Genomic DNA, 15177 nt, shown 5'->3' on the forward strand with positions numbered 1-15177 from the left:
GGACAAGAATACCCCCACCTGTTGGGCCGAAATGAGGCGAATGCGGGGCAGGGACGCGGGCATTGGACGCGCGCGCGCAACGATCCCGCGCCAGCCCGGCGCGTCGTTTCCAAAAACAGCGCAAGTTCGGCACCGGCCCGGCCCCATTCCGTTAACCTTTTGTCGGGAAACCGTTTGGTAAGATTTTATCGAAATTGCAGCCACCGGCCGATTCGCGCGCCGTGCCAGCCAAGATCCGGGAACAAGAATCCGGAGGGGCGAATTGGCTGCGCCCGTTCCGCGCGCTAGATTGCCGGGGCGCAAAGCCGCCATCCAAGGGGAGAGAAACCGCCATGTCCGACACCGCTTCCGGCGCCCAGGTCTCCGGCCTGACCGAAGCCGCCCACGAACCGGGGTTCCGCCAATCGGTGGAACTGATGTTCAACCGTGCCGTTTCGGTCATGGATCTCTCGCCCGGCCTGGTCGAGAAGATCCGCGTCTGCAATTCGACCTACACGGTGCGTTTCGGCGTGCGCCTGCGCGGGCAGATCCACACCTTCACCGGCTATCGCTCGGTCCATTCCGAACACATGGAGCCCGTCAAGGGTGGCATCCGCTATGCGCTGGCGGTCGATCAGGACGAGGTCGAGGCGCTGGCCGCGCTGATGACGCTCAAATGCGCGCTGGTCGAGGTGCCCTTCGGCGGCTCGAAGGGGGGCTTGTGCATCGACCCCCGCGCCTGGGAGCCGCACGAGCTGGAACAGATCACCCGCCGCTTCGCCTATGAGCTGATCAAGCGCGATCTCATCAATCCCGCCCAGAACGTGCCCGCCCCCGACATGGGCACCGGCGAACGCGAGATGGCCTGGATCGCCGACCAATATGCGCGGATGAACACCTCGGACATCAATGCGCGCGCCTGCGTGACCGGCAAGCCGCTCGAGGCGGGCGGCATCCACGGCCGGGTCGAGGCCACGGGCCGCGGCGTGCAATATGCGCTGCGCGAATTCTTCCGCCATCCGCGCGACGTCGGGCTGGCGCATCTGGAGGGCGGGCTTTCGGGCAAGCGCGTCGTGGTGCAGGGCCTGGGCAATGTGGGCAGCCATGCCGCGCGGTTCCTGGCGCTGGAAGATGACGTGCGCATCGTCGGCGTGGCCGAACGCGACGGCGGGCTGTGGGACGAGAACGGTCTCGATATCGAACAGGTGACCGCCTGGCTGCGCCAGACCGGCGGCGTCACCGGCTGTCCGGTCGGCACCTATGTCGAGGACGCGGCGGCATTGCTCGAGGCCGAATGCGATATCCTGATCCCCGCCGCGCTCGAGGGGGTGATCCACCGCGACAACGCCCCGCGGGTGCGCGCGCCGCTCATCATCGAGGCCGCCAACGGCCCCATCACCGCCGCGGCCGACGCGCTGCTGCGCGAGCGCGGCGTGGTCATCATCCCCGATCTCTATGCCAATGCCGGCGGGGTCACGGTGTCCTATTTCGAATGGGTCAAGAACCTCAGCCATATCCGCTTCGGGCGGATGCAGCGCCGGGCCGAGGAGGCGCGCAACCACCTGCTGGTCAACGAACTGGAACGGCTGTCGGCGGACAAGGGGCTGGGCTGGACGCTGGCACCCGATTTCAAGACGCGCTTCCTGCGCGGCGCGGACGAGCTGGAGCTGGTGCGCTCGGGGCTCGATGACACGATGCGCGACGCCTATCAGACCATGCGCGAGATCTGGCATGCGCGCGCCGAAGTGCCCGACCTGCGCATGGCCGCCTATGTCACCGCGATCAGCCGGGTGGCGCGGTCCTACCAGACCAAGGGCCTGTGACCCCCGAGTTCCTGTGATCCCCAATTGTCCGTGATCGGGCACGGGGGGATCGGACAACATCTGTTCGGACAAGGCGCGAGCACGCTGGAAGGGGCCGCCCGCGTGCCCCCTTTCGCGGCCCGGCGAAACCTCTCTGTCGCCTCTCGACTTGGGCGGCGCTCCCCCGGATACTGCGCGCCATGAGTCTGCCACCCGGATTTCTCGACGAATTGCGCAACCGCGTCCCGATCAGCCAGATCGTGGGGCGCAAGGTGACGTGGGATCTGAAGAAATCGAACCAGGGGCGGGGCGACTGGTGGGCGCCTTGCCCCTTTCACCACGAAAAGACCGCGTCCTTTCATGCCGATGACCGCAAGGGCTTCTACCATTGCTTCGGCTGCCATGCGAGCGGCGACGCGCTGACCTTCCTGCGCGAGGCCGAGGGAATGTCCTTCATGGAGGCGGTCGAGGTGATGGCGCGCGAGGCCGGCATGGAGATGCCCGCGCGCGACCCCGCCCAGGCCAGGCGCGAGGATCGCCGGGCCGAGCTGGCGCGCCTGATGGACGAGGCCGTGCGCCATTACCGGGTGCAGCTCAAGGGCGCGGCCGGGGCCGAGGCGCGGGCCTATCTGGCGCGCCGGCGCCTGTCCGAGGCCGCGATCGAGACCTTCGAGATCGGCTTTGCCCCCGACCAGCGGCAGGGCCTCTTTGCCACGCTGACCCAGCGCGGCGCCGACCCCGAACGCGTGATCGAGGCCGGCCTTGCCGCCCGCCCCGACGACGGCCGCGCCCCCTATGACCGCTTCCGCGGGCGCATCATCTTCCCGATCCGCGACGCGCGCGGGCGCTGCATCGGGCTGGGCGGGCGCGCGATGGACCCGAACGCACGGGCGAAATATCTCAACTCGCCCGAGACGCCGCTCTTTGACAAGGGGCGCGCGCTCTACAACATCGCCCGCGCGCGCGAGGCCTGCGGACGCGGCGCGCCGCTGGTGGTCTGCGAAGGGTACATGGACGTGATCGCCATGGCGGAAGGCGGGTTCGAAGGCGCGGTCGCGCCGCTCGGGACCGCTGTCACCGAAGACCAGCTGCGGCTGATGTGGCGCATCCACGACGAGCCGGTGATCGCGCTGGACGGCGACACCGCGGGCTTGCGCGCGGCGCATCGGGTGATCGACCTGGCGCTGCCGCTCCTCGAGGCCGGCAAGGGGCTGCGCTTCGTGGTGCTGCCGGGCGGGCAAGACCCCGACGATCTGATCCGTGCCGAGGGCCGCGAGGCCATGGCCGCGCTTCTGAAGGAGGCCCGGCCGATGGTCGACCTGCTCTGGGCGCGCGAGACCGAAGGCCAGGTCTTCGACAGCCCCGAACGCCGCGCGGGGCTGGACAAGCGGCTGCGCGCGCTGATCGGGCGGATCCAGGATCCGGGCCTGCGCGGCCATTACGGCGCCGAGATCGAGCGGTTGCGCGCGGCCTTGTTCGGCGCGGCCACGCCGGGCCGGTCGCGGCGCAGCGGGCCCGAGACCGGCGGCGGCTGGCAGGGCGGGCGCAAGGGGCAGGGCGGCTGGTTCCCCGCGGACGGCCGCTTCCGCCCCGGCAATGCCCCTTCGCCGGGGGTTCTGCCCGCGACCCGCGCCTCGAGCCTGTCGGCCCCCGGCGCGCGCATCGTCGAGGATGTGCAGGAAACCACCATCCTGGCGATCCTGGCCGCCCATCCCGATCAGATCGAGGCGGTCGAGAGCCGGCTCGAGGTGCTGGCCATGTCGACCCCCGACCGCGAGGCGCTGCTGCATGCGCTGCTGGCCCAGAGCCAGCACGGCGACGATCTGCCCCCCGATTGCGCGGCAAGCCTTGAAAGCCTGCGCCGGCTTCCCCATGTGCGCATTTCGCCCGCCGCGCGCCCCGAGGCCGCGCCCGATTTCGTGCGCGCGGTGCTGGAGGAAACGCTGGCCCGGCTGATCGCGGCGCGGGCCTGCCCGGCCGAGATCGCCGAAGCGATGGAACAGATCGAGGGGCTGGCCGACGAGGGGCTGACCTGGCGGCTGAGCCAGACCGCGCAGGAGCGGCGCCGGGCCGAGCGGCTGTCGCTCGAGCAGGCCGAGGAAAAGGGCGAGAACCACGCCGAGCTTTCGGGCCGGATACGGGCATTGATCGAGGGACAGGCATGGCGCAAGCACCGCGATTGAAACGACCACCGCTCCGGCGGCCCCGAACGGGAAAAACTCCCGTCACAAGGGCGCAAAGGACCGTTTTCGCCCCTGTGATTCGGCGTCTCGATTCGATAACAAGTTCGGTAATGATTCGCCTGAATACCCTGATTCGCTCCGTTTCCAGACTTGCGCCGCCGGAGCCCTCCCCGGCGTGCGGTCGATTGCGGAACGCCTAAGACCTTCTCCCGACACTCGCCAGACGACCACCCGCCCAAGGAATGCAATGGCCATGAAAGACACCGACGACGCCAAGCCGGACGATCAGGACGCCGCGCATACGCTCGACATGAGCCAGGCGGCGGTCAAGCGGATGATCGCCGAGGCGCGCGAACGCGGCTATATCACCTATGACCAGTTGAACACCGTCCTGCCGCCCGAGCAGGTGTCCTCGGAACAGATCGAGGACGTGATGTCGATGCTCTCGGAAATGGGCATCAACGTCATCGAGGCCGACGAGGCCGAGGACAACGAAGGCGGCGAGGTGGTGGCGCAAAGCTCGACCTCGCGCGAAGTGGCCGTGGCCACCACGCAAAGCGAGACGCTCGACCGCACCGACGACCCGGTGCGCATGTATCTGCGCGAGATGGGCTCGGTCGAACTGCTCTCGCGCGAGGGCGAGATCGCCATCGCCAAGCGCATCGAGGCCGGCCGCAACACGATGATCGCGGGCCTGTGCGAAAGCCCGCTGACCTTCCACGCGATCACCATCTGGCGCGACGAGCTTCTGTGCGAAGACATCCTGCTGCGCGACGTGATCGACCTCGACGCCACCTTCGGGCGCTCGCTCGACGAGGAGGACGACCTCGAGGAACCCGTCGTCACCCCGATGCCCGAGGGCGAGGCCGCCCCGCGCCGCGCCGAGGGCAGCGCCGAGCCGGAACTGGACGCCGACGGCAACCCGATCATCCGCAACGACGACGACGAGGACGACGACGAAGGCTCGAACATGAGCCTTGCCGCGATGGAGGCCGCGCTCAAGCCGCGCGTGCTCGAGACCCTCGAGAAGATCGCCCATGATTACGCGCAATTGTCCGAGATGCAGGACATGCGCATGTCGGCCACCCTGAACGAGGACGACAGCTTCTCGGCCGCCGCCGAGGTCGCCTATCAGACGCTGCGCTCCGAGATCGTCGAGCTGGTGAATTCGCTGCACCTGCACAACAACCGCATCGAGGCCCTGATCGACCAGCTCTACGGCATCAACCGCAAGATCATGTCGATCGACAGCGCAATGGTGAAGCTGGCCGATGCCGCCCGCATCAACCGCCGCGAATTCATCGACGAATACCGCGGCTGCGAGCTGGACCCGACCTGGCTCGACCGGATGGCCGAGAAACCCGGCCGCGGCTGGCAGGCGCTGATCGAACGCTCGCGCGACAAGGTCGAGGACCTGCGCGCCGAGATGGCCCAGGTCGGCCAATATGTCGGCGTGGACATCTCGGAATTCCGCCGCATCGTGAACCAGGTGCAGAAGGGCGAGAAGGAAGCGCGCCAGGCCAAGAAGGAAATGGTCGAGGCCAACCTCCGCCTCGTGATCTCGATCGCCAAGAAATACACCAACCGCGGGCTGCAATTCCTTGATCTCATTCAGGAAGGCAACATCGGCCTGATGAAGGCGGTCGACAAGTTCGAATACCGCCGCGGCTACAAGTTCTCGACCTATGCGACCTGGTGGATCCGCCAGGCGATCACCCGCTCGATCGCCGATCAGGCCCGCACCATCCGCATCCCCGTGCACATGATCGAGACGATCAACAAGCTGGTGCGGACGGGCCGGCAGATGCTCCACGAGATCGGCCGCGAACCCACGCCCGAAGAACTGGCCGAGAAGCTGCAAATGCCGCTCGAGAAGGTCCGCAAGGTGATGAAGATCGCCAAGGAACCGATCAGCCTCGAAACCCCCATCGGCGACGAGGAAGACAGCCAGCTGGGCGATTTCATCGAGGACAAGAACGCGGTCCTGCCGCTCGACAGCGCGATCCAGGAAAACCTCAAGGAAACCACGACCCGCGTGCTGGCCTCGCTGACCCCGCGCGAAGAACGCGTGCTGCGCATGCGCTTCGGCATCGGCATGAACACCGACCACACGCTGGAAGAGGTCGGCCAGCAATTCTCGGTCACCCGCGAACGGATCCGCCAGATCGAGGCCAAGGCGCTGCGCAAGCTCAAGCATCCCTCGCGCTCGCGCAAGCTGCGCTCCTTCCTCGACCAGTGACGCCCGGCGGCGTCACCGTCTCGAAGATACCGGGCCCGTGCGTTCTCTTGCGCCGGGCCCGTTTTCCGTTCGAGCTGGCCCAAATATCCCGGGGGTGAATTTGCGCGCCCCGCGCAAAGAGGGGGCAGCGCCCCCTTTGCTACCCCGAAACACGAAAAAACCGGCCGCGCCTGAACGCGACCGGTTGAAGCAAGGTCTGAAAAAGACCGCAGCCGGATTATTCAGCGGCCGGGGCTTCTTCCGCAGCCGGAGCTTCCTCAGCAGCCGGGGCCTCTTCCGCAGCCGGAGCGGCTTCTTCGGCGGGCGCTTCTTCAGCGGCCGGAACAGCTTCCTCAGCCGGGGCTTCTTCCGCGGCCGGGGCTTCCTCGGCGGCCGGAGCAGCTTCTTCCGCAGCCGGGGCTTCTTCCACCACGACCACTTCCTCAACCACGACTTCTTCCACCACGGCCGGCGCTTCGGTCACCGCCGGGGCCTCGACCACGGCCGAGCCCTGGTAATAGGCACCCATCCAGGTGGTGTTCTTGACGATCATGTAGTGCACGGCAAAGGACGACAGCGCCACGGCACCCAGGAACAGCGGAACGCCGACGGTCGGTTTGACCACCAGCCAGATGCTCGAGTTATTCATAGCTCAGTTCCCCCTCAGCCCAGCCACGGCGTGGCGATCGCCGCCAGAAAATGCGCCAGCAGCGCGATACCGCCGAAAACGCGGGTGCCCAGCACCAGCTGCGCTTGCACTTCCTCGGCTTCGGCCAGGGTCAGGCCCGTCGGCCAGACTTTGTTCGGATCATCGGTCATGGGTCGTCTCCCCTCACGGTGTTCGACTGCGTCGGACCCCCGGACGCGGCTGCGCCACATGCCCCGCGGCAGCGCGGAACGGTAAAAGGGGTCGGCCTGCACAGCCTATCACGGAAACGTGAGCCTCGCAATCGGGTCTGGGTGCGACCTATTGTGCTCCGGCAACACCTCCGGCAACCGCGTGCGCGGCGGCGGGATCAGGCCCCGCTTGCCGGCGCGGGCGGCAGCGCGCCGGCATCGCGCAGCGCCGCAATCGTGGCGTCCAGCGCCAGCAGCACCGAGGCATGGCGATGCGGATATTCATTCGCCGCGCGCAAGGCCTCGAACGCGGCAAAGGGCGGCGCGGGCACCGGCCCGCCTTTCAGCATCGCCGCAAGATCGGCGCGCGCGGCCCAGATCTCGTCGGGACTGCGCCCCAGAACGGCGCCGCCCAGCACCCCCGCCGCCGCCTGACCCAGCGCGCAAGCCTGCACCTCTTGCGCAAATTCCGAAATCCGCCCGCCCTCCAGGCACAGCTCCACCGCCACCTCCGAGCCGCAGGTCGGCGATCGCGCCACGCCGCGCCCCTGTGGCGCCGGCAATCGGCCCAGATGCGGGATCGCGGCGGCCAGCGCCAGCACTTGCGTCGAATAGAGCTTCACCAGATCCGTCATGGTCTTCCCTCGTGGCCGGCGCTAGAGAGGGGCCGCCCCTCAGCCAGGAGAGATAGCCCATGCCCTTCGACCCTTCCAGCCTGCGCTTCGACACCAACGGCCTGATCCCCGCCATCGCCCAGGACGCCGAAACCGGCGAGGTGCTGATGATGGCCTGGATGAATGCCCAATCCGTGGCCCGCACGCTCGAGACCGGGCGCGTCACCTATTGGTCGCGCTCGCGCCAGAGCTTCTGGGTCAAGGGCGAAAGCTCGGGGCATCTGCAACATCTGGTCGAGATGCGCGTGGATTGCGACCGCGACTGCCTGCTGGTGCTGGTCCGCCAGGAGGGGCCGGCCTGCCACACCAACCGCCGCTCGTGCTTCTACACGGCCATCCGCGACGGCGCGGAAACCGAGATCATGAAGCCGATGCTCTAGGCGCCGATCTGGGCCGCGATCATCGCGCGGATATCGGCCGGGGAGGCGCCCTCGGCGCGCAAGGTCGCCAGCGCGCGCGCGTCGTCGCGCTTGGCCAGACGCTTGCCGGCATCGTCGCGGATCAGCGCATGATGGTGATAGGCCGGGACCGGCAGGTCAAGAAGTGCCTGCAACAGCACATGGAGGAAGGTCGCCTCGAAAAGATCGGCGCCGCGCGTCACCTCGGTGATGCCCTGCGCAGCATCGTCCACCACGACCGCCAGATGATAGGCCGCGCCCATGTCGCGCCGCCACAAGATCACGTCGCCACAGCCCGCGACCAGCCAGTCGGGGTCGGGGCGGTGGCACCCGGCATGAAGCGCGCCAGTCTCGGTGAAGCTGGGCAGGCGGGGCAGGGCGGCCAGCGCCCGGCGCATATCAAGCCGGATCGCGTCGCCGGGGGCGGCCTCGGCCATCGGCCGGCCGCGGCAGGTGCCGGGATAGACCAGACCGTCGGGCCCCGCGACGGGCGCCCCTTCCTGGGGGGCGGAAAGCGCCGCGCGGATATCGCCGCGCGTGCAGCGGCAGGGATAGGTCAGCCCGCGCGCCGCCAGCCGAACGAGCGCCGCGCGATAGACCGCCGCGCGTTCCGACTGGCGCCAGACCTGCGGCGCCCAGTCAAGCCCCAGCCAGGCCAGATCGCGGAAGATCGCGGCCTCGTGTTCGGGGCGGCAGCGGGCGCGGTCCAGATCCTCGATGCGGATCAGGAATTCGCCCGGATCGGCGCGCCCCTGCGCCACCAGCGCCGCATGCGCATGGCCCAGATGCAAGAGCCCCGTGGGCGAGGGCGCAAAGCGCGTGCGTCTCAGCCCTGCGCGTCCAGCAGCCATTGGCCGAAGGCCTCCTTGGCGCGGGCGGTATAGGCGGGATAGCGCGTGGCCCGGCCCCGGCGCCCGCCCCTGGCCTCGATCGGCGGGAACAGCCCGAAGTTCACGTTCATCGGCTGGAAGCTGCGCGCCTCGGCGCCGCCGGTGATGTGATGGACCAGCGCCCCGGTCGCGGTCTCGGGGCCGGGCGGGGGCAGGTCGCGCCCCTGGAGCGCCGCCGCCGCCATGCGCCCGGCCAGAAGCCCCATCGCCGCGCTTTCGACATAGCCCTCGACCCCGGTGATCTGCCCGGCAAAGCGCAGATGCGGATGCGATTTCAGCCGCATGCGGTCATCGAGCAGGGTCGGCGAATTCAGGAAGGTGTTGCGGTGGATGCCGCCCAGCCGCGCGAAGGCGGCCTCGCGCAGACCGGGGATCATGCGGAACACCTCGAGCTGGGCACCGTATTTCATCTTCGTCTGGAAGCCGACGATGTTGTAGAGCGTCCCCAGCGCATTGTCGCGACGCAGTTGCACCACGGCATAGGGCTTCTGCTCGGGGCAATGCGGGTTGGTCAGCCCCACGGGCTTCATCGGCCCGAAGCGCAACGTGTCGCGCCCGCGCTCGGCCATCACCTCGATCGGCAGGCAGCCGTCGAAATAGCCCGCCGTCTCGCCGTCGTGGAACTCGGTCTTCTCGGCGGCCAGGAGCGCGTCGATGAAGGCCTCGTAATCGTCGCGCGTCATCGGACAGTTGATATAGGCCTTCTGTTCGTCCTCGGTGTCGCCCTTGTCATAGCGGCTCTGGCGCCAGGCGATGTCCATGTCGATCGTGTCGGCGTGCACGATGGGGGCGATCGCGTCGAAGAAGGCCAGCGACGCGCGCCCGGTCGCCGCGGCGATCGCCTGCCCCAGCGCGTCGGAGGTCAGGGGCCCCGTGGCGATGATCCACTGCCCGTCCCGCGGCAGATCGGTGATCTCGCCCGGGACGAAGCGGATCCGCGGATGGGCGCGCAGCCGTTCGGTGACGGCTTCGGCAAAGGCCTCGCGGTCCACGGCCAGCGCGCCTCCCGCGGGCAGACGGTGACGGTCGGCCATCTCCATGATGAGGCCACTCGCCGCGCGCATCTCCCAATGCAGAAGGCCGACGGCGTTCTTCTCGTCATCGTCCGAGCGGAAGGAATTCGAGCAGACCATCTCGGCGCACAGGCCGGTGCGATGGGCAAAGGTGCCCCGTTCGGGGCGCATCTCGTGCAAGGTGACGGGCACGCCGGCTTGGGCGGCCTGCCAGGCGGCTTCCGAGCCCGCAAGGCCCGCGCCGACGATATGGAGCGTTTGGGTAGAATGCGTTTCGGTCATGGCGCGGGTTTAGCCGTGCGCGCGCCGATTGCAAGCCCCGTGCGCGGGCGCCCGGCGCCACGCGGACCCGCCTATACCCGATAGACCGCCGATCACGGACATGCCGCGGGGAGGGGCGTCAGATGATCGCCATCCGCTCGACCCGCTCGGCGTCGGGATAGGGGCGATAGAGCGCGATCTTGCGCGCCCCGATCAGCTGATGCATGTGCTCGTATTTGCGCGCGGCATCTTCGTCGCCCGAGCCCAGATAGCTGAAGGCGCGGTCGAACTGGGCCATGTTCTCGACCTCGATCTCCAGCAGGAAATCCAGATAGGTGTCCGAGGCCAGCCCCATCTTGCGGCGCAACAGCCGCCAGTCGGAAATCACCCCCGCCGCGCGCAGATGTTCCATCCAGTTGTCGACCGCGGCGGCAAAGACCAGCGCCTTGGCGTCGTCCTTCAGTTCGATCATGCAGTGATACAGGTTCATGGCGACCTCCCAACTATCGGGAAAGTGAACCACGACACCTTTTAGAAAGACTTAAATCCCGCCGCGAAACGCCGAATATCGCGTCAATTTCGGCTGAAATGCAAGAAAGGCCGGCGCTTTGCAGGCGCCGGCCCTGTCTTCAGGCGGAAGGGAAGGCGCGCTCAGCCCGCGTCCTGTCCCGCGTCCTCTCCCGCGGCACCATCCGGGGCGATCTCGTCCTCGGCGCTCTCGGCGATGCGCGCGACCGACACGACTTCCTCGCCGCGGGTGGTGTCGAAGACCTTGACCCCGCCGGCCGAGCGCGACCGGAAGCTGATCCCGTCGACGGGGCAGCGGATCGACTGGCCGGTCGAGGTGGCCAGCATGACCTGATCGCTGGTCTCGACGGGGAAGGACGCAACCAGCGCGCCGCCGCGCATCCCCTTGTCGATGGCCATGACGCCCTGGCCGCCGCGCCCGCGCACCGGGTAGTCGTGGCTGGAGGACAGCTTGCCCAGACCCTTGGCGGTGATGGTCAGGATCAGATCCTCGGCCGCCGACATCTCGGCATAGCGTTCGGGGCTGAGCTGGCCCTCGGCCACGGCCTCTTCGTCGTCGTCGGCGCCCTCGTCCTCGGTGACGCCGGCCATCAGGCGGCGCTGTTTCAGGTAGGCGGCGCGTTCCTGCGGGTCGGCCTCGAAATGGCGGATGACCGACATCGACACGACGCGATCGCCCTCGGCCAGACGCACGCCGCGCACGCCGGTGGAATCGCGGCCCTTGAAGACGCGCACTTCCGGCACCGGGAAGCGGATCGCGCGCCCCTGCGCGGTGACCAGCATCACGTCGTCGCCCTCGGTGCACATGCGCACGTTCACAAGGCTGACGCCCTCGGGCAGTTTCATGGCGATCTTGCCGTTCTTCATCACCTTGGCGAAATCCGACAGCGCGTTGCGGCGCACGTCGCCATCCGAGGTGGCGAAGAAGACCTGATAGCCGTCCCATTCCTCCTCGGGGGCATCGACCGGCATCAGCGCGGCGATGGTGACCCCGGCGGGGATGGGCAGGATGTTGACGATGGCCTTGCCCTTCGAGGTGCGCCCCGCCAGTGGCAGCCGCCAGCACTTGAGCGAATAGACCATGCCGTCGGTGGTGAAGAACAGAAGCTGGGTATGGGTGTTGGCCACGAAGAGCGTGGTCACCACGTCGTCTTCCTTGGTGGCCATCGAGGCCAGCCCCTTGCCGCCGCGCCGCTGGGCGCGGAATTCGGCCAGCGCCGTGCGCTTGATATAGCCGCCCGAGGTGATGGTGACGACCATGTCCTCGCGCTCGATCAGATCTTCGTCCTCGAGATCGCCGGCCCAATCCACGATCTCGGTGCGGCGCGGCACGGCGAAAAGCTCGCGCACCTCGCGCAGCTCGTCGGCGATGATGCCCATGATCCGCTCGCGCGAGGCCAGGATCGCCAGATAGTCGCGGATCTTGGCGGCCAGCTCCTGAAGCTCGTCGGTGACCTCCTTGACGCCCATCGCGGTCAGGCGTTGCAGGCGCAGCTCGAGAATGGCGCGCGCCTGCGTCTCGGACAGGTTGTAGGTGCCGTCCGAATTCATCTTGTGGGTCGGATCGTCGATCAGCTGGATATATTCGGCGATGTCATGGGCCGGCCAGCGCCGTTCCATAAGCCGGGTGCGGGCCTCGGCGGGATCGGCCGAGGCGCGGATCGTGGCGACCACCTCGTCCACGTTCGACACCGCCACCGCAAGACCGCACAGGATATGGCTGCGCTCGCGCGCCTTGCGCAGCTCGTAGGCGGTGCGCCGCGCCACCACTTCCTCGCGGAAGGTGATGAAATGGGTCAGAAAATCGCGCAAGGTCAGCTGCTCGGGCCGGCCACCGTTCAGGGCCAGCATGTTGCAGCCGAAGCTGGTCTGGAGCGGCGAGAAGCGGAAGAGCTGGTTCAGCACCACATCGGGGGTGGCGTCGCGCTTGAGTTCGATCACCACGCGCACGCCGACGCGGTCGGATTCATCGGCGATCGAGGCAATGCCCTCGATCCGCTTTTCCTTGGCCAGTTCCGCGATCTTCTCGATCATCGTGGCCTTGTTCACCTGATAGGGGATTTCCTCGACGATGATGGCGAAGCGGTCCTTGCGGATCTCCTCGACGCGGGTCTTGGCGCGGATGATGACCGAGCCGCGCCCCTCCAGATAGGCCTTGCGCGCGCCGCCCCGGCCCATGATCTGACCGCCGGTGGGAAAGTCCGGGCCGGGGACGATCTCCATCAGCGCCTCGGTCGACATGTCGGGGTTGTCGATCAGCGCCAGCGTGGCATCGACCACCTCGCCCAGGTTGTGCGGCGGGATGTTGGTCGCCATGCCGACGGCGATGCCGCCCGCGCCGTTGACCAGCATGTTGGGAAAACGCGCCGGCAGGACGGTGGGTTCGCGGTCCTTGCCGTCGTAATTGTCCTGGAAGTCGACGGTGTCCTTCTCGATATCGGCCAGAAGGAAGTTCGCCGCCTTGGCCATGCGCACCTCGGTATAGCGCATGGCCGCGGCCGAATCGCCGTCCATCGAGCCGAAGTTGCCCTGGCCGTCCAGAAGCGGCAGCGACATCGAGAAATCCTGCGCCATCCGCACCAGCGCGTCATAGATCGCCGCATCGCCGTGGGGGTGGTATTTCCCCATCACGTCGCCGACCGGGCGGGCCGACTTGCGATAGGGCTTGTCGAAGGTGTTGCCGGTCTCGTGCATCGCATAGAGAATGCGCCGGTGCACCGGCTTCAGCCCGTCGCGCAGGTCGGGAATGGCCCGGCTGACGATGACCGACATGGCGTAGTCGAGATAGGCGGTGCGCATCTCGCGCGTGATCGAGACCGCGGGCCCCGCGTGATCCTCGGCCCGGGGCCGGATTTCGTTCGAATCGTCAGGGGTTTCTGGGGTATCGCTCACGTTGGCCCGCCTAGGTTTCAATTGTTCGGCCACGCTCGAACCGAGGCCATATCTTGGTGGTGTGCGACTATAGCCGCGCAAGCTCTGGGCTGCAACGCCTCGCGCCCGCCCGCGCGCGCTCGCGCATCACGCGCCCGCACGCGCCGCGCGCAAAGCAGAGCCCGTGCCAACACCCCATGCCCAAGGCGCATGGCCGATTTCAGGGCCGATTGCGGGGCCGTTCGTTCAAGGGCGCGGCGGGCGGGGCGGGCGGTCGAGCTGCGCCCAGTCGGGCCAGAGCCCCAGCGCCTCGATCCCCCACAGGCCAAAGACCAGCGCCACCACGACCAGCACCAGTTTCACCCGCGCCGCCGAGGGCGGGTGGCGCGCCCAGCGGGCCATGCGCAGAAGCCAGGTCAGGTTCATCGCCGTTCCTCCCGACGCAGGGCCAACCAGGCGCCCAGTTCCGCCCAGGGGGCGTCACGGAAATGCCGCCGCGCCAGCCCCGAAGGCGAGGGCAGCACGAAGACCGCCACATCGGACAGGGGCCCGGCGGACAGGGGCCCGGCAAGCGCATCGCCACGCCCCGCCACGACCCGCCGCCCCAGCGCCAGCCGCGCTGCCGTCAGCGAGGTGAAGGCCACCGCACCGGGGCGCAGGTGCTCCAGATGGGCCCGCAGCCGCTCGGGGCGCCAGGCGCCGGGCGGGATCTCGGCATCCTGACCCGCCACGCCCTTCTCGGCCAGATCCGTCAGCCCCAGCCCGAGGCCGGGCATCAGGTGATCCTCGGCCGGGGACAGCCGGCGCGGGGTGATCGCATGCGCTTCAAGAAGTGCCCAGAAGCGATTGCCAGGATTGGCATAATAATGCCCGCGCGCAGCCGACATCCGCCCCGGCGCCGTGCCGCAGAAGATCACATCCAGCCCCGGCGCCAGCAGGTCGGGCAGCATCAGTCCAGGAACCGGACCTTGCCGATATGCGGCAGGTTGCGGTTGCGCTGGGCAAAGTCGATGCCATAGCCCACGACAAATTCATCGGGGATCTCGAAGCCCGTCCAGGTGGCACGGATCTCGACCTCGCGCCGCGAGGGCTTGTCGAGAAGGGCGATGGTCTCGAGGCGGCGGGGCTTGCGCGCCTCGAGGAGCTTGAGCACATGGCTCAGCGTGAAGCCGGTGTCGACGATATCCTCGACGACCAGCACGTCGCGCCCCTCGATGCCGGAGCGCAGATCCTTGAGGATGCGCACCTCGCGCGTGCTCTCGGTGGCGTTGCCATAGCTCGAGGCCTCGAGGAAATCGACCTCGACCGGCAGCGGCAATTCCCGCACCAGATCGGCGATGAACACGAACGAGCCGCGCAGAAGCCCCACCACGACCAGCTTGTCGGTGTCGGCAAATTCGGCGGTGATCTCGCGCGCCAGCGCCTCGATCCGCGCCGCGATGGCCTTGGCTGAGATCAGTTCGTCGATGACATAGGCACGATCCGGCATTTTCGCCCCCTTGATTTCCGCCCCTCTTTTAGCC

General features: G+C 68.1%; 14 protein-coding genes. 4 read left to right on the forward strand and 10 right to left on the reverse strand.

All coding sequences use genetic code 11. The features are described from left to right. Nucleotides 1-332 precede the first annotated feature (332 nt). The 3 genes from BW949_RS08235 to rpoD all read left to right on the forward strand — a co-directional run bounded on the left by BW949_RS08235 (nt 333) and on the right by rpoD (nt 6203). Nucleotides 333-1802, forward strand: a complete 1470-nt coding sequence (locus BW949_RS08235; RefSeq protein WP_076365011.1) for a Glu/Leu/Phe/Val family dehydrogenase — start codon at nt 333-335, stop codon at nt 1800-1802. Nucleotides 1803-1981: 179 nt separating this feature from the next. Then, nucleotides 1982-3964, forward strand: coding sequence for a DNA primase (gene dnaG / locus BW949_RS08240; protein ID WP_076365013.1), 1983 nt, complete (start codon nt 1982-1984; stop codon nt 3962-3964). A 247-nt stretch (nt 3965-4211) separates the two neighbouring features. Continuing rightward, nucleotides 4212-6203 (forward strand): RNA polymerase sigma factor RpoD, encoded by a 1992-nt coding sequence (gene rpoD / locus BW949_RS08245; protein ID WP_076365015.1) that lies wholly within the window; start codon nt 4212-4214, stop codon nt 6201-6203. A 217-nt stretch (nt 6204-6420) separates the two neighbouring features. Here the strand turns inward: rpoD and BW949_RS08250 are convergent, their stop codons facing one another. The 3 genes from BW949_RS08250 to BW949_RS08260 all read right to left on the reverse strand — a co-directional run bounded on the left by BW949_RS08250 (nt 6421) and on the right by BW949_RS08260 (nt 7654). Beyond that, entirely contained in the window at nt 6421-6831 is a 411-nt protein-coding gene (locus BW949_RS08250) for a light-harvesting protein (RefSeq protein WP_076365017.1), read from the reverse strand. Nucleotides 6832-6845: 14 nt separating this feature from the next. After that, nucleotides 6846-7001 (reverse strand): light-harvesting protein, encoded by a 156-nt coding sequence (locus BW949_RS08255; protein WP_076365019.1) that lies wholly within the window; start codon nt 6999-7001, stop codon nt 6846-6848. A 197-nt stretch (nt 7002-7198) separates the two neighbouring features. Further along, entirely contained in the window at nt 7199-7654 is a 456-nt protein-coding gene (locus tag BW949_RS08260) for an iron-sulfur cluster assembly scaffold protein (RefSeq protein ID WP_076365021.1), read from the reverse strand. Nucleotides 7655-7713: 59 nt separating this feature from the next. On the opposite strand from BW949_RS08260, the gene hisI reads away from it, so the two are divergent. Beyond that, nucleotides 7714-8073 (forward strand): phosphoribosyl-AMP cyclohydrolase, encoded by a 360-nt coding sequence (gene hisI, locus BW949_RS08265; protein ID WP_076365023.1) that lies wholly within the window; start codon nt 7714-7716, stop codon nt 8071-8073. On the opposite strand, the gene gluQRS is transcribed toward hisI, so the two are convergent. From gluQRS to hpt, 7 genes are all read right to left on the reverse strand, one after another. After that, nucleotides 8070-8942 (reverse strand): tRNA glutamyl-Q(34) synthetase GluQRS, encoded by an 873-nt coding sequence (gene gluQRS / locus BW949_RS08270; protein WP_076365025.1) that lies wholly within the window; start codon nt 8940-8942, stop codon nt 8070-8072. The genes hisI and gluQRS overlap by 4 nt on opposite strands. Continuing rightward, nucleotides 8918-10276 carry a methylenetetrahydrofolate--tRNA-(uracil(54)-C(5))-methyltransferase (FADH(2)-oxidizing) TrmFO gene (gene trmFO / locus BW949_RS08275; RefSeq protein WP_076365027.1) on the reverse strand — a complete coding sequence of 453 codons (1359 nt, stop codon included), beginning with the start codon at nt 10274-10276 and terminating at the stop codon, nt 8918-8920. The genes gluQRS and trmFO overlap by 25 nt, the downstream gene beginning before the upstream one ends. 118 nt (nt 10277-10394) lie before the next feature. Continuing rightward, a complete protein-coding gene (locus BW949_RS08280; RefSeq protein ID WP_076365029.1) occupies nt 10395-10745 on the reverse strand; it encodes a DUF6614 family protein in 351 nt (116 codons plus the stop codon). Nucleotides 10746-10906: 161 nt separating this feature from the next. Next, the gene (gene gyrA / locus BW949_RS08285) at nt 10907-13675 is read right to left on the reverse strand and encodes a DNA gyrase subunit A (RefSeq protein ID WP_076365031.1); all 2769 of its coding nucleotides are present in this window, start codon (nt 13673-13675) and stop codon (nt 10907-10909) included. A 225-nt stretch (nt 13676-13900) separates the two neighbouring features. Then, a complete protein-coding gene (locus tag BW949_RS08290) occupies nt 13901-14080 on the reverse strand; it encodes a hypothetical protein (protein ID WP_076365033.1) in 180 nt (59 codons plus the stop codon). Next, nucleotides 14077-14604, reverse strand: coding sequence for a mismatch-specific DNA-glycosylase (locus tag BW949_RS08295; protein WP_076365035.1), 528 nt, complete (start codon nt 14602-14604; stop codon nt 14077-14079). Before BW949_RS08295 ends, BW949_RS08290 begins: the two co-directional genes overlap by 4 nt. After that, a complete protein-coding gene (hpt, locus tag BW949_RS08300) occupies nt 14604-15143 on the reverse strand; it encodes a hypoxanthine phosphoribosyltransferase (RefSeq protein WP_076365037.1) in 540 nt (179 codons plus the stop codon). Before hpt ends, BW949_RS08295 begins: the two co-directional genes overlap by 1 nt. Between the last annotated feature and the right edge of the window lie 34 nt (nt 15144-15177).

The organism is Phaeovulum vinaykumarii (assembly GCF_900156695.1).
Lineage (GTDB): Bacteria > Pseudomonadota > Alphaproteobacteria > Rhodobacterales > Rhodobacteraceae > Bieblia_A > Bieblia_A vinaykumarii.

Coding starts and splice junctions, on each gene's coding strand:
- BW949_RS08235 (WP_076365011.1), top strand. CDS start 333: ATGTCCGACACCGCTTCCGGCGCCCAGGTCTCCGGCCTGACCGAAGCC.
- dnaG (WP_076365013.1), top strand. CDS start 1,982: ATGAGTCTGCCACCCGGATTTCTCGACGAATTGCGCAACCGCGTCCCG.
- rpoD (WP_076365015.1), top strand. CDS start 4,212: ATGGCCATGAAAGACACCGACGACGCCAAGCCGGACGATCAGGACGCC.
- BW949_RS08250 (WP_076365017.1), bottom strand. CDS start 6,831: ATGAATAACTCGAGCATCTGGCTGGTGGTCAAACCGACCGTCGGCGTT.
- BW949_RS08255 (WP_076365019.1), bottom strand. CDS start 7,001: ATGACCGATGATCCGAACAAAGTCTGGCCGACGGGCCTGACCCTGGCC.
- BW949_RS08260 (WP_076365021.1), bottom strand. CDS start 7,654: ATGACGGATCTGGTGAAGCTCTATTCGACGCAAGTGCTGGCGCTGGCC.
- hisI (WP_076365023.1), top strand. CDS start 7,714: ATGCCCTTCGACCCTTCCAGCCTGCGCTTCGACACCAACGGCCTGATC.
- gluQRS (WP_076365025.1), bottom strand. CDS start 8,942: ATGGCTGCTGGACGCGCAGGGCTGAGACGCACGCGCTTTGCGCCCTCG.
- trmFO (WP_076365027.1), bottom strand. CDS start 10,276: ATGACCGAAACGCATTCTACCCAAACGCTCCATATCGTCGGCGCGGGC.
- BW949_RS08280 (WP_076365029.1), bottom strand. CDS start 10,745: ATGAACCTGTATCACTGCATGATCGAACTGAAGGACGACGCCAAGGCG.
- BW949_RS08290 (WP_076365033.1), bottom strand. CDS start 14,080: ATGAACCTGACCTGGCTTCTGCGCATGGCCCGCTGGGCGCGCCACCCG.
- BW949_RS08295 (WP_076365035.1), bottom strand. CDS start 14,604: ATGCTGCCCGACCTGCTGGCGCCGGGGCTGGATGTGATCTTCTGCGGC.
- hpt (WP_076365037.1), bottom strand. CDS start 15,143: ATGCCGGATCGTGCCTATGTCATCGACGAACTGATCTCAGCCAAGGCC.